Source organism: Streptomyces sp. NPDC102406, assembly GCF_044765725.1.
Taxonomy (GTDB): Bacteria; Actinomycetota; Actinomycetes; order Streptomycetales; family Streptomycetaceae; genus Streptomyces.
Map to the genome: position 1 here is coordinate 388,673 of NZ_JBIWKP010000001.1, position 13,986 is coordinate 402,658.

10 protein-coding genes are annotated in these 13,986 nt (G+C 66.4%); all 10 read left to right on the forward strand.

What is annotated here, in order from left to right:
- The first annotated feature begins 25 nt into the window (after nucleotides 1-25).
- The 10 genes from secE to ACIRF8_RS01935 all read left to right on the forward strand — a co-directional run bounded on the left by secE (nucleotide 26) and on the right by ACIRF8_RS01935 (nucleotide 13,938).
- Complete coding sequence (secE, locus tag ACIRF8_RS01890) at nucleotides 26-313, forward strand: preprotein translocase subunit SecE (RefSeq protein ID WP_324772782.1); 288 nt, start codon at nucleotides 26-28, stop codon at nucleotides 311-313.
- Between the two features lie 77 nt (nucleotides 314-390).
- Nucleotides 391-1,299 carry a transcription termination/antitermination protein NusG gene (gene nusG / locus ACIRF8_RS01895; protein ID WP_404209860.1) on the forward strand — a complete coding sequence of 303 codons (909 nt, stop codon included), beginning with the start codon at nucleotides 391-393 and terminating at the stop codon, nucleotides 1,297-1,299.
- Between the two features lie 195 nt (nucleotides 1,300-1,494).
- Entirely contained in the window at nucleotides 1,495-1,929 is a 435-nt protein-coding gene (gene rplK, locus ACIRF8_RS01900) for a 50S ribosomal protein L11 (RefSeq protein WP_111663830.1), read from the forward strand.
- Between the two features lie 77 nt (nucleotides 1,930-2,006).
- Nucleotides 2,007-2,738 carry a 50S ribosomal protein L1 gene (rplA, locus tag ACIRF8_RS01905; protein ID WP_404209862.1) on the forward strand — a complete coding sequence of 244 codons (732 nt, stop codon included), beginning with the start codon at nucleotides 2,007-2,009 and terminating at the stop codon, nucleotides 2,736-2,738.
- A gap of 139 nt (nucleotides 2,739-2,877) precedes the next feature.
- Complete coding sequence (locus tag ACIRF8_RS01910) at nucleotides 2,878-3,570, forward strand: hypothetical protein (RefSeq protein ID WP_404209864.1); 693 nt, start codon at nucleotides 2,878-2,880, stop codon at nucleotides 3,568-3,570.
- Between the two features lie 69 nt (nucleotides 3,571-3,639).
- Nucleotides 3,640-4,575 carry a hypothetical protein gene (locus ACIRF8_RS01915; protein ID WP_404209866.1) on the forward strand — a complete coding sequence of 312 codons (936 nt, stop codon included), beginning with the start codon at nucleotides 3,640-3,642 and terminating at the stop codon, nucleotides 4,573-4,575.
- 264 nt (nucleotides 4,576-4,839) lie between these two features.
- On the forward strand, nucleotides 4,840-5,370 hold the full coding sequence (rplJ, locus tag ACIRF8_RS01920) for a 50S ribosomal protein L10 (RefSeq protein WP_404209868.1): 531 nt from the start codon (nucleotides 4,840-4,842) through the stop codon (nucleotides 5,368-5,370).
- 114 nt (nucleotides 5,371-5,484) lie between these two features.
- Complete coding sequence (gene rplL, locus ACIRF8_RS01925; protein ID WP_404209870.1) at nucleotides 5,485-5,868, forward strand: 50S ribosomal protein L7/L12; 384 nt, start codon at nucleotides 5,485-5,487, stop codon at nucleotides 5,866-5,868.
- A gap of 587 nt (nucleotides 5,869-6,455) precedes the next feature.
- Nucleotides 6,456-9,941 (forward strand): DNA-directed RNA polymerase subunit beta, encoded by a 3,486-nt coding sequence (rpoB, locus tag ACIRF8_RS01930; protein ID WP_404209872.1) that lies wholly within the window; start codon nucleotides 6,456-6,458, stop codon nucleotides 9,939-9,941.
- A gap of 97 nt (nucleotides 9,942-10,038) precedes the next feature.
- Nucleotides 10,039-13,938, forward strand: coding sequence for a DNA-directed RNA polymerase subunit beta' (locus ACIRF8_RS01935; RefSeq protein ID WP_404209874.1), 3,900 nt, complete (start codon nucleotides 10,039-10,041; stop codon nucleotides 13,936-13,938).
- Nucleotides 13,939-13,986: the final 48 nt, after the last annotated feature.

Sequence of the window (13,986 nt, forward strand, 5' to 3'; positions counted from 1 at the left end):
ACGACCCGGAATCAGGTGAGGACGAGTGACGGACGCCGTGGGCTCCATCGACATGCCTGATGCCCAGGATGAGGCGCCGGAGTCCAAGAAGAAGGCCCGCAAGGGCGGCAAGCGCGGCAAGAAGGGCCCCTTCGGCCGCCTCGCTCTCTTCTACCGCCAGATCGTCGCGGAGCTCCGCAAGGTCGTCTGGCCGACTCGCAACCAGCTCACCACGTACACCACCGTGGTGATTGTGTTCGTCGTCATCATGATCGGCCTGGTGACCGTGATTGACTATGGGTTCAACCATCTCGTCAAGTACGTCTTCGGCTGAGCCGACAGCGGAGGGCGCCGGGACCGGCGCCCCTTTCGCATGTTCCACCCCTATGTATCCAGGAAGAAGCAGCCACAGTGTCTGACCCGAACCTGAACGAGGCGATCGAGCCCGTCGAGTCCGTTGAGGACGAGCTCGACATCGTCGAGGCGGCGGACGCCGAGGAGCCGGACCAGGCCGAGGCTGCCGACACCGCCGCCGACGAGCCCGCCGAGGAAGCGGCCCGCGAGGTCGAGACCGACGCCGGTGACGACACCGACGCCGAAGCCGTCGAGGCTGACACCGAGACCGACGGGGCCGACGAGGCCACCGACGACACCGAGGACGAGGCCGTCGCGGCCGAGGCCGAGGACGTCGTCGAGGAGCCGGTGGACCCGGTCGCCGCCCTCCGTGACGAGCTGCGCGGCCTGCCCGGCGAGTGGTACGTGATCCACACCTACGCGGGCTACGAGAAGCGCGTGAAGGCCAACCTCGAACAGCGTGCCGTCTCGCTGAACGTCGAGGAGTTCATCTACCAGGCCGAGGTCCCCGAGGAAGAGATCGTCCAGATCAAGAACGGCGAGCGCAAGAACGTCCGGCAGAACAAGCTGCCCGGTTACGTTCTCGTCCGCATGGATCTGACGAACGAGTCCTGGGGCGTCGTCCGCAACACCCCCGGCGTCACCGGCTTCGTGGGCAACGCCTACGACCCGTACCCGCTGACCCTGGACGAGATCGTCAAGATGCTCGCCCCGGAGGCCGAGGAGAAGGCCGCCCGCGAGGCCGCCGAGGCCGAGGGCAAGCCGGCTCCGTCCCGCAAGGTCGAGGTCCAGGTCCTGGACTTCGAGGTCGGCGACTCGGTCACCGTCACCGACGGCCCGTTCGCGACGCTCCAGGCCACGATCAACGAGATCAACGCCGACTCGAAGAAGGTCAAGGGCCTCGTCGAGATCTTCGGCCGTGAGACCCCGGTCGAGCTCAGCTTCGACCAGATCCAGAAGAACTAGCACCGACCAGCACCTTCTGGACACACGCTTCCGAACAGGTCAGACGGGCTCGTAAAAGCCTGTCTGACCTGCTCGGTTTTTAGCTGCGCATAGATACCCGTTATCTTTGTGCGGTATGCCTCCATCCGGATGATCCGGACGATCATTCACCAGGATGGGGCTGAACACTCTCACTAAGACCCGGAGAGAGAGCACATGCCTCCCAAGAAGAAGAAGGTCACGGGGCTCATCAAGCTCCAGATCCAGGCCGGCGCTGCCAACCCGGCCCCGCCGGTCGGCCCCGCGCTGGGCCAGCACGGCGTCAACATCATGGAGTTCTGCAAGGCCTACAACGCCGCGACCGAGTCGCAGCGTGGCTGGGTCATCCCGGTGGAGATCACGGTCTACGAGGACCGCTCCTTCACCTTCATCACCAAGACCCCGCCGGCCGCGAAGATGATCCTCAAGGCCGCTGGTGTCGAGAAGGGCTCCGGCGAGCCCCACAAGACCAAGGTCGCGAAGATCACCGACGCGCAGGTCCGCGAGATCGCCACCACGAAGATGGCCGACCTCAACGCCAATGACCTGGACGCCGCGTCCAAGATCATCGCCGGCACCGCCCGTTCCATGGGCATCACGGTCGAGGGCTGACCTCACCCCCGTAGGCAACACCGTGGAAGGGCCTGCTCGGCCCGCACCACGACTCCTCTAGAACTCAGGAGCAGTAAGTGAGCAAGCGCAGCAAGACTCTCCGCGCTGCGGACGCCAAGATCGACGCGGACAAGCTCTACGCCCCGCTCGAGGCCGTCCGTCTCGCCAAGGAGACCTCCACGTCGAAGTTCGACGGCACCGTCGAGGTCGCCTTCCGCCTGGGCGTTGACCCGCGCAAGGCCGACCAGATGGTCCGTGGCACCGTGAACCTCCCGCACGGCACCGGCAAGACCGCCCGGGTCCTGGTCTTCGCGACCGGTGACCGTGCTGCGGCCGCGGAAGCCGCGGGCGCCGACATCGTCGGCTCCGACGAACTGATCGCGGAGATCGCTCAGGGCAACCGCCTGAACGAGTTCGACGCCGTCGTCGCCACCCCGGACCTCATGGGCAAGGTCGGCCGCCTCGGCCGCGTGCTCGGTCCCCGTGGCCTCATGCCGAACCCGAAGACCGGCACCGTGACCCCGGACGTGGCCAAGGCCGTGAACGAGATCAAGGGCGGCAAGATCGAGTTCCGCGTCGACAAGCACTCGAACCTGCACTTCATCATCGGCAAGGCGTCCTTCGACGACACCAAGCTGGTGGAGAACTACGGCGCGGCGCTGGAGGAGATCCTCCGTCTCAAGCCGTCCGCCGCCAAGGGTCGCTACATCAAGAAGGCCGCGATCAGCACCACGATCGGCCCCGGCGTTCCGGTTGACCCGAACCGCACCCGCAACCTCCTCGTCGAGGAGGACCCGGCGGCGGTCTGAGCTGCATAGCTCGCCTCACGTCGGCGACGGGCCCCGCACCTTCACCAGGTGCGGGGCCCGTTCCCTTTTTCCGCCCCACGCGCGCGTGGCCCTGCGCTAGCGTCGCCCTGACCGTGCGGCCGGGGGAGCGGAGACAGCGGTGACGTACCTACGGCGGATATACGGCGTCACCGCGGCGTGCGCGCTCCTCGCGGCCTGCGGCGGGCAGGCACGGGACCAGGGCGCCGTCGACGCGCTGCGCACCGCCCAGCAGAAGGTCGACGCGGCGGGCTCGGCGCGCATCGAGGCGACGATGCGGACCGGCGACCGGCTCGCCTCGACGAGCGCGGGCACCCTCAGGTGGTCCGACGGTGTCGAGGGCACCCTCACCGTCCGCGTCACCGGCGGTGAACTGGCCGCCTCCACCCGCGAGTTGGGCGGCGACCCGTCCCAGACGCGCTTTCTGCCGGAGGCCTACTACACGCGGATGACCGACGCGTTCGCCGCTCGCCAGGGCGGCCGGCACTGGATCCGTCACCCGTACGACTCCGGCGGCGATCTCGCCCCGGCCGACTCCCTGAGGGCGCTCGCCGCCGCGAAGGACGTCCGGAAGGTGGGCGAGGAGACCGTGCGCGGCACCCGCGCCGGTCACTACCGGGGGACCTCCGACGGGCAGCGCATCGACGTCTGGATCGACGCCCGCCACCTCCTGGTGCGGCGCACCCAGCGCGCGGGTGACTTCACCAGCACCGTCCACTACCGAGACTGGGGCACGGCCGCCGCCGCCCGGCGCCCGCCCGCGCACGACACCGTCGACTTCGCGGACGTGACGGGCGCGGGGCGGGGCCGATAAGCCTGGGCCGTTGTCGGAGCCGTCGGTTATCGTGCGATCAGTACAGATGTTCCTAGGGGTGGGATTGAGATGACTGTTGTCGTACGACGTGCGTTCGGCGCTGCCGCCGCGACCGCGCTGCTGTGTACCGGGGCCGTGGCCTGCGGGACGGGGACCGGGGAGGACCAGGCCGGGGAGAAGGTCCAGTCCCGCTCGCAGATGACCCAGGCGCTGACAGCGGCGTACAAGAAGACCGCCGACGCCAAGTCCGCCAAGGTCGAGATGACCATGAAGACACCGGCCTCGCTCGGTGGGGGCGGCACCATGAAGCTGACCGGCACGATGGGCTGGGACCCGACCGTCATGGATATGACCATGACCGGTTCCGCGCTCACCGCCGGCGACCCGGACGCTCCGGAGAACGTCCGCATGGTGTGGCAGGACAACGTCATGTACATGGACATGGGCGCCAAGGCGGCCAAGGACATGGACGGCAAGCGCTGGATGAAGATGGACCTCGGCGCCGTCGCGAAGCAGGCGGGCGACGAGAAGCTCACGCGCCAGATGACCGGCAGCGTGGACAGCATGAACCAGGACCCGGCCCAGCAGATCGCGGTCCTGCTGGACTCGCCGAACCTCAAGCATGTCGGCTCCGACGACGTCGACGGCGTCCGCACCCAGCACTACAAGGGCAAGCTGACGGTCGACGAGATGATGGCGAAGAACGACTCGCTGAAGCTCCTCAGCCCCTCCGAGCGCAGCGAGGTGCTGAAGAACGTCAAGAAGGCCGGCATCAAGGACTACGACACCGAGCTGTGGGTCAACGAGGACGACCTGCCGGTCCGGATGGACGTCACGATGGACAGCCCGGAAGGCGCCGTCGACATGTCGATGAAGTACTCGGACTACGGCGCCGCCGTGAAGGTCGACGTCCCGCCCGCGGGCCAGACCTTCGACATCATGGAGATGCTGAAGGACCTCGGCGAGGACATGAAGGATCTCAAGGGCGCCGACAGCGGCGTCTGAGCGGATTTGCTCGACGCCGTACTTCTCACGTAACCTTCCACAGAAGCCAAAGACCGCTGGTCGTTGCCGTGCTCTCGAAAGGGAGTGCGGTGGCCGAAGGATCCGCTGATTTTGCGGACGACCCGCGCAGGTGACCGTGGAAGTGCTCCCGGATCCGTATGGACTCCGGTCGAGCTCACGCCCCGTGCGCCTGCGCCGGGGCGTTTCGTTTTTCCCAGCCTCCTTGCGAGCGGTCCTCATCACCCGGAAGGAGGCTGACGCTCTATGCCGACGCCCGACAAGGCTGCCGCGGTAGCCGAGCTCACGGACAAGTTCCGCAGCTCGAACGCCGCCGTGCTGACCGAGTACCGGGGTCTCACCGTGGCGCAGCTCAAGCAGCTTCGCCGCTCCCTCGGTGAGAACTCCGAGTACGCCGTGGTGAAGAACACGCTGACCAAGATCGCGGCCAACGAGGCCGGGATCGACACGCTGGACGACCTGTTCACGGGTCCGACGGCAGTTGCCTTCGTCACCGGTGACCCGGTGGAGTCGGCGAAGGGTCTTCGTGACTTCGCCAAGGACAACCCCAACCTCGTCATCAAGGGCGGTGTCCTTGACGGCAAGGCGCTGTCCGCCGACGAGATCAAGAAGCTCGCGGACCTCGAGTCCCGCGAGGTTCTGCTCAGCAAGCTGGCCGGTGCCTTCAAGGGCAAGCAGTCCCAGACTGCTCAGCTCTTCCAGGCGCTGCCCTCGAAGTTCGTCCGCACCGCGGAGGCGCTTCGTGCCAAGCAGGCCGAGCAGGGCGGTGCCGAGTAATTCGGCTCGCGCATTGACCCTCGCCGCACAGGCGAAAGGTCGTAGCGGGCCGAACGTACGCCCGCCTCACTTGTACATCCGGCACCAGCCGAATTAGTGGAAGGATCGCCCATCATGGCGAAGCTCAGCCAGGAAGACCTGCTCGCCCAGTTCGAGGAGATGACCCTCATCGAGCTCTCCGAGTTCGTGAAGGCCTTCGAGGAGAAGTTCGACGTCACCGCCGCCGCGGCCGTCGCCGTCGCCGGCCCCGCGGGCCCGGGCGCCCCGGTCGAGGCCGCTGAGGAGCAGGACGAGTTCGACGTCATCCTCACCGGTGCCGGCGAGAAGAAGATCCAGGTCATCAAGGTCGTGCGTGAGCTGACCTCCCTCGGCCTGAAGGAGGCCAAGGACCTCGTCGACGGCACCCCGAAGCCGGTCCTCGAGAAGGTCGCCAAGGAGGCCGCCGAGAAGGCTGCCGAGTCCCTCAAGGCCGCCGGCGCCTCCGTCGAGGTCAAGTGACCTCACGAGTCCGCTGATGACTCACGCTCGGTGAAGAAGCCCTCTCGGGGGCTGTAACGCCGACGCGCCGAAGGGCGATCACCCAACTGGGTGGTCGCCCTTCGGCGTCTCCTGGCTCGCGCCCCGAGGATGCCTTGCACTGTCGGTCCCGCGGAGTATGGTGATCTTCGTTGTGCCTGGGCCCTCCTGTTCGGCCAGGAGAGGGCCTTGACGAACCGCACGTAGCGCGCAATTCTCAGGACGCGTCGTCACATCGATCCGGGATCCGAGGCATGGATCGGCGACGAAGAGGGCAGTAAAGATGTGCGCTCAGCGCACAAGGCATGCCGCAGACGATGGACGGTTGAGAACAACGAGGGTGTCAAGAAACCCGCACTGGACATCAGTGAGCCTTCTGGCTACACTGTCCCTTTGCGCTGCCTGTTAGCTGCTCCCTGCCCGTCACCAGGGGCATGCCCTCGCTTGAGCACAGTGGACTGAATCAGCCCTGACCTGGCCAGATGGCCAAGCCGGGGGAGGCTCTGTCCCTCTGCCGGCTTGGGACCGGTACGCGCGTAGTGAGTCCGAGCCCTCGGAAGGACCCCCTCTTGGCCGCCTCGCGCAACGCCTCGACCGCGAATACGAACAACGGCGCCAGCACCGCCCCGCTGCGCATCTCCTTTGCAAAGATCAAGGAGCCCCTCGAGGTTCCGAACCTTCTTGCGCTGCAGACCGAAAGCTTTGACTGGCTGCTCGGCAATGACGCGTGGAAGGCTCGTGTCGAGGCGGCTCTCGAAAGCGGACAGAACGTCCCCACCAAGTCCGGTCTGGAGGAGATCTTCGAGGAGATCTCCCCGATCGAGGACTTCTCCGGGTCGATGTCTCTGACCTTCCGCGACCACCGCTTCGAGCCTCCCAAGAACTCGATCGACGAGTGCAAGGAGCGCGACTTCACGTACGCGGCCCCGCTCTTCGTCACCGCCGAGTTCACCAACAACGAGACCGGCGAGATCAAGTCCCAGACGGTCTTCATGGGCGACTTCCCGCTCATGACCAACAAGGGCACCTTCGTCATCAACGGCACCGAGCGTGTCGTGGTGTCCCAGTTGGTCCGTTCGCCGGGTGTCTACTTCGACTCCTCCATCGACAAGACGTCCGACAAGGACATCTTCTCGGCCAAGGTCATCCCCTCGCGTGGTGCCTGGCTGGAGATGGAGATCGACAAGCGCGACATGGTCGGTGTCCGCATCGACCGCAAGCGCAAGCAGTCCGTCACCGTCCTGCTCAAGGCTCTCGGTTGGACGACCGAGCAGATCCTCGAGGAGTTCGGCGAGTACGAGTCCATGCGCGCCACCCTGGAGAAGGACCACACCCAGGGCCAGGACGACGCGCTGCTCGACATCTACCGCAAGCTCCGCCCGGGCGAGCCGCCCACGCGCGAGGCCGCTCAGACGCTGCTCGAGAACCTCTACTTCAACCCGAAGCGCTACGACCTCGCGAAGGTCGGCCGCTACAAGGTGAACAAGAAGCTCGGCGCGGACGAGCCGCTGGACGCCGGCGTGCTCACCACCGACGACATCATCGCCACGATCAAGTACCTGGTGAAGCTGCACGCCGGTGAGACCGAGACGGTCGGCGAGTCCGGACGTTCGATCATCGTCGAGACCGACGACATCGACCACTTCGGCAACCGTCGTATCCGTAACGTCGGCGAGCTCATCCAGAACCAGGTCCGTACGGGTCTCGCCCGTATGGAGCGCGTCGTGCGCGAGCGCATGACCACGCAGGACGTCGAGGCGATCACGCCGCAGACCCTGATCAACATTCGCCCGGTCGTGGCGTCGATCAAGGAGTTCTTCGGTACGTCGCAGCTGTCCCAGTTCATGGACCAGAACAACCCGCTCTCGGGCCTGACGCACAAGCGTCGTCTCAACGCCCTGGGCCCGGGTGGTCTCTCCCGTGAGCGGGCCGGCTTCGAGGTCCGAGACGTGCACCCCTCGCACTACGGCCGCATGTGCCCGATCGAGACGCCGGAAGGCCCGAACATCGGCCTGATCGGTTCGCTCGCCTCGTACGGCCGGATCAACGCGTTCGGCTTCATCGAGACGCCGTACCGCAAGGTCGTCGAGGGTCAGGTCACCGACGAGGTCGACTACCTGACCGCGGACGAGGAGGACCGGTTCGTCATCGCGCAGGCCAACGCGCCGCTGAGCGACGAGTTCCGCTTCGAGGAGTCCCGTGTCCTGGTCCGCCGTCGTGGCGGAGAGGTCGACTACGTCCCCGGTGACGACGTCGACTACATGGATGTCTCGCCGCGCCAGATGGTGTCGGTCGCGACCGCCATGATCCCGTTCCTCGAGCACGACGACGCCAACCGTGCCCTCATGGGCGCGAACATGATGCGTCAGGCCGTGCCGCTGATTAAGTCCGAGGCGCCGCTCGTCGGCACCGGCATGGAGTACCGCTGCGCCACCGACGCCGGTGACGTGCTCAAGGCCGAGAAGGACGGTGTGGTCCAGGAGGTCTCCGCGGACTACATCACCACCGCCAACGACGACGGCACGTACACCACGTACCGCCTGCACAAGTTCTCCCGCTCGAACCAGGGCACCTCGGTCAACCAGAAGGTTGTCGTGGACGAGGGCGCCCGCGTGATCGAGGGCCAGGTCCTGGCCGACGGTCCCGCGACCGAGAACGGCGAGATGGCGCTCGGCAAGAACCTCCTCGTGGCGTTCATGCCGTGGGAGGGCCACAACTACGAAGACGCGATCATCCTCAGCCAGCGGCTGGTCCAGGACGACGTCCTCTCCTCGATCCACATCGAGGAGCACGAGGTCGACGCCCGTGACACCAAGCTCGGCCCGGAGGAGATCACCCGGGACATCCCGAACGTCTCCGAGGAGGTCCTCGCCGACCTCGACGAGCGCGGCATCATCCGGATCGGTGCCGAGGTCGTCGCCGGCGACATCCTCGTCGGCAAGGTCACGCCCAAGGGTGAGACCGAGCTGACGCCGGAGGAGCGCCTGCTCCGCGCGATCTTCGGTGAGAAGGCGCGCGAGGTGCGCGACACCTCGCTGAAGGTGCCGCACGGCGAGATCGGCAAGGTCATCGGCGTCCGCGTCTTCGACCGTGAAGAGGGCGACGAGCTGCCGCCGGGCGTGAACCAGTTGGTTCGTGTCTACGTGGCGCAGAAGCGCAAGATCACGGACGGTGACAAGCTCGCCGGCCGTCACGGCAACAAGGGTGTCATCTCCAAGATCCTGCCCATCGAGGACATGCCGTTCCTCGAGGACGGGACCCCGGTCGACATCATCCTGAACCCGCTGGGTGTGCCGTCCCGAATGAACCCGGGACAGGTCCTGGAGATCCACCTCGGCTGGCTCGCCAGCCGCGGCTGGGACGTCTCGGGCCTCGCGGACGACTGGGCGCAGCGCCTCCAGGCCATCGAGGCCGACAAGGTCGAGCCCGGCACCAACGTCGCCACCCCCGTCTTCGACGGTGCGCGTGAGGACGAGCTGGCCGGTCTGCTGAACCACACGATCCCGAACCGCGACGGCGAGCGCATGGTGCTCCCGACCGGTAAGGCGCCGCTGTTCGACGGCCGCTCCGGCGAGCCGTTCCCGGAGCCGATCTCGGTCGGCTACATGTACATCCTCAAGCTCCACCACCTGGTCGACGACAAGCTCCACGCCCGGTCGACCGGTCCGTACTCGATGATCACCCAGCAGCCGCTGGGTGGTAAGGCCCAGTTCGGTGGCCAGCGCTTCGGTGAGATGGAGGTGTGGGCGCTGGAGGCATACGGCGCCGCCTACGCCCTCCAGGAGCTGCTGACGATCAAGTCCGACGACGTGACCGGCCGCGTGAAGGTCTACGAGGCCATCGTCAAGGGCGAGAACATCCCCGAGCCCGGCATTCCTGAGTCCTTCAAGGTGCTCATCAAGGAAATGCAGTCCCTGTGCCTCAACGTGGAGGTGCTGTCCTCGGACGGCATGTCCATCGAGATGCGCGACACCGACGAGGACGTCTTCCGCGCAGCGGAGGAGCTCGGCATCGACCTGTCCCGGCGCGAGCCGAGCAGCGTCGAAGAGGTCTGACGGGAGTCCGGCCGGGGGCTTTTCACGAGCCCCCGGCCGACCCCGGGACCCCCGTTTCAGACCACAGACTTACAACCCTGAGAGGGATTGACGCATAGTGCTCGACGTCAACTTCTTCGATGAGCTCCGGATCGGTCTGGCCACCGCTGACGACATCCGTCAGTGGAGCCACGGCGAGGTCAAGAAGCCCGAGACCATCAACTACCGCACGCTCAAGCCGGAAAAGGACGGGCTCTTCTGCGAGAAGATCTTCGGCCCCACCCGGGACTGGGAGTGCTACTGCGGCAAGTACAAGCGTGTCCGCTTCAAGGGCATCATCTGTGAGCGGTGTGGCGTCGAGGTCACCCGCGCCAAGGTGCGCCGTGAGCGGATGGGCCACATCGAGCTCGCCGCGCCCGTCACGCACATCTGGTACTTCAAGGGCGTCCCGTCGCGTCTGGGCTACCTGCTCGACCTCGCCCCGAAGGACCTCGAGAAGGTCATCTACTTTGCCGCGTACATGATCACGTACGTGGACGAGGAGCGCCGTACCCGCGACCTGCCCTCGCTTGAGGCGCACGTCCAGGTCGAGCGTCAGCAGGTCGAGAACCGTCGCGACTCCGACCTGGAGGCCCGCGCCAAGAAGCTCGAGACCGACCTGGCCGAGCTCGAGGCCGAGGGTGCCAAGGCCGACGTGCGCCGCAAGGTGCGCGAAGGTGCCGAGCGCGAGATGAAGCAGCTCCGCGACCGCGCGCAGCGCGAGATCGACCGTCTGGACGAGGTCTGGTCGCGCTTCAAGAACCTCAAGGTCCAGGACCTGGAGGGCGACGAGCTGCTCTACCGCGAGCTGCGGGACCGCTTCGGCACGTACTTCGACGGTTCGATGGGTGCCGCGGCGCTGCAGAAGCGCCTGGAGTCCTTCGACCTCGACGAGGAGGCCGAGCGCCTCCGCGAGATCATCCGTACCGGCAAGGGCCAGAAGAAGACCCGTGCGCTCAAGCGCCTCAAGGTCGTCTCCGCGTTCCTGCAGACGAGCAACAGCCCCAAGGGCATGGTGCTCGACTGCGTGCCGGTCATCCCGCCGGACCTGCGTCCGATGGTGCAGCTCGACGGTGGCCGCTTCGCGACCTCCGACCTGAACGACCTGTACCGCCGCGTGATCAACCGCAACAACCGCCTGAAGCGGCTTCTCGACCTCGGCGCGCCCGAGATCATCGTGAACAACGAGAAGCGCATGCTCCAGGAGGCCGTCGACGCGCTCTTCGACAACGGCCGTCGTGGTCGCCCGGTCACGGGCCCCGGCAACCGTCCGCTGAAGTCGCTGTCCGACATGCTCAAGGGCAAGCAGGGTCGATTCCGTCAGAACCTGCTCGGTAAGCGTGTGGACTACTCCGCGCGTTCCGTGATCGTCGTCGGTCCGCAGCTCAAGCTGCACCAGTGCGGTCTGCCGAAGGCGATGGCGCTGGAGCTCTTCAAGCCGTTCGTGATGAAGCGCCTGGTCGACCTGAACCACGCGCAGAACATCAAGAGCGCCAAGCGCATGGTGGAGCGCGGCCGCACGGTCGTGTACGACGTCCTCGAAGAGGTCATCGCCGAGCACCCGGTTCTGCTGAACCGTGCTCCCACCCTGCACCGCCTCGGCATCCAGGCCTTCGAGCCGCAGCTCGTCGAGGGCAAGGCCATCCAGATCCACCCGCTCGTCTGCACCGCGTTCAACGCGGACTTCGACGGTGACCAGATGGCCGTGCACCTGCCGCTCTCCGCGGAGGCGCAGGCCGAGGCCCGCATCCTGATGCTGTCCTCGAACAACATCCTCAAGCCCGCCGACGGCCGTCCGGTGACGATGCCGACCCAGGACATGGTCCTCGGTCTGTTCTTCCTCACCACCGACGGTGAGCTCCGTGACACCAAGGGCGAGGGCCGCGCTTTCGGCTCCGTCGCCGAGGCGATCATGGCGTTCGACGCCGGCGAGCTGGCGCTCCAGTCGCAGGTCGACATCCGCTTCCCGGTGGGCACCATCCCGCCGCGCGGCTGGACCCCGCCGGCCGCCGAGGAGGGCGAGCCCGAGTACCAGGCGGGCGACAGCTTCCGGCTGCGTACGACCCTGGGCCGCGCGCTCTTCAACGAGCTGCTGCCCGAGGACTACCCGTTCGTCGACTACTCGGTGGGCAAGAAGCAGCTCTCCGAGATCGTCAACGACCTGGCCGAGCGCTACCCCAAGGTCATCGTGGCGGCGACGCTCGACAACCTGAAGGCGGCGGGCTTCTTCTGGGCGACCCGTTCCGGTGTCACCGTGGCCATCTCCGACGTCGTCGTTCCCGAGGCGAAGAAGGAGATCGTCGCGGGCTACGAGGCGCAGGACGAAAAGGTCCAGAAGCAGTACGAGCGTGGTCTCATCACGAAGGAAGAGCGCACTCAGGAGCTCATCGCGATCTGGACCAAGGCGACCAACGAGGTCGCCGAGGCGATGAACGCGAACTTCCCGAAGACCAACCCCATCTTCATGATGGTCGACTCGGGTGCCCGAGGAAACATGATGCAGATGCGCCAGATCGCGGGTATGCGTGGTCTGGTGTCGAACGCCAAGAACGAGACGATCCCGCGTCCGATCAAGGCCTCCTTCCGCGAGGGCCTGTCGGTGCTGGAGTACTTCATCTCGACCCACGGTGCTCGTAAGGGTCTGGCGGACACGGCGCTTCGTACCGCCGACTCGGGTTACCTCACCCGTCGTCTGGTCGACGTCTCCCAGGACGTCATCATTCGCGAGGAGGACTGCGGCACCGACCGCGGTCTGCGCCTCAAGATCGCCGAGCGTGGCGCCGACGGCGTCCTGCGCAAGACGGACGACGTCGAGACGAGCGTCTACGCCCGCATGCTGGCCGAGGACATCGTCGTGGACGGCAAGGTCATCGCGCCGGCCAACGTCGACCTCGGTGACGTGCTCATCGACCAGCTCGTCCTGCACGGCGTCGAGGAGGTCAAGACCCGCTCGGTCCTGACCTGTGAGTCGGCGGTCGGTACCTGTGCCTACTGCTACGGCCGTTCGCTGGCCACCGGCAAGCTGGTCGACATCGGTGAGGCGGTCGGCATCATCGCCGCCCAGTCCATCGGTGAGCCCGGTACCCAGCTCACGATGCGTACCTTCCACACCGGTGGTGTGGCCGGTGACGACATCACCCAGGGTCTGCCCCGTGTCGTCGAGCTCTTCGAGGCTCGTACGCCGAAGGGTGTCGCCCCGATCTCCGAGTCCGCGGGCCGTGTCCGCATCGAGGAGACCGAGAAGACCAAGAAGATCGTCGTCACTCCCGACGACGGCAGCGACGAGATCCCGTTCCCGATCTCGAAGCGTGCCCGTCTGCTCGTGAGCGAGGGCGACCACGTCGAGGTGGGCCAGAAGCTCACCGTGGGTGCCACCAACCCGCACGACGTGCTGCGCATCCTGGGTCAGCGTGCCGTCCAGGTCCACCTGGTCGGCGAGGTCCAGAAGGTCTACAACTCGCAGGGTGTGTCGATCCACGACAAGCACATCGAGATCATCATTCGGCAGATGCTGCGCCGTGTGACGATCATCGAGTCCGGCGACGCGGAGCTGCTGCCGGGCGAGCTCGTCGAGCGCTCGAAGTTCGAGACCGAGAACCGTCGTGTGGTCACCGAGGGCGGTCACCCCGCCTCCGGCCGTCCGCAGTTGATGGGTATCACCAAGGCCTCGCTGGCGACGGAATCCTGGCTGTCGGCCGCCTCCTTCCAGGAGACGACCCGAGTGCTGACGGACGCGGCGATCAACGCCAAGTCCGACAGCCTCATCGGCCTCAAGGAGAACGTCATCATCGGTAAGCTCATCCCGGCCGGTACGGGTCTGTCCCGCTACCGCAACATCCGGGTGGAGCCCACCGAGGAGGCCAAGGCCGCGATGTACTCGGCCGTCGGCTACGACGACATCGACTACTCGCCGTTCGGCACGGGCTCCGGCCAGGCCGTTCCGCTGGAGGACTACGACTACGGTCCGTACAACCAGTAGGCACGTCGTCTGAGTTGAAGGGCGGTCACCCCTCGGGGTGGCCGCCCT

Bases quoted from the DNA above. Each gene is read 5' to 3' on its own strand.
- rplK (WP_111663830.1), top strand. From the start codon at position 1,495: ATGCCTCCCAAGAAGAAGAAGGTCACGGGGCTCATCAAGCTCCAGATC.
- rplL (WP_404209870.1), top strand. From the start codon at position 5,485: ATGGCGAAGCTCAGCCAGGAAGACCTGCTCGCCCAGTTCGAGGAGATG.
- rplJ (WP_404209868.1), top strand. From the start codon at position 4,840: ATGCCGACGCCCGACAAGGCTGCCGCGGTAGCCGAGCTCACGGACAAG.
- ACIRF8_RS01915 (WP_404209866.1), top strand. From the start codon at position 3,640: ATGACTGTTGTCGTACGACGTGCGTTCGGCGCTGCCGCCGCGACCGCG.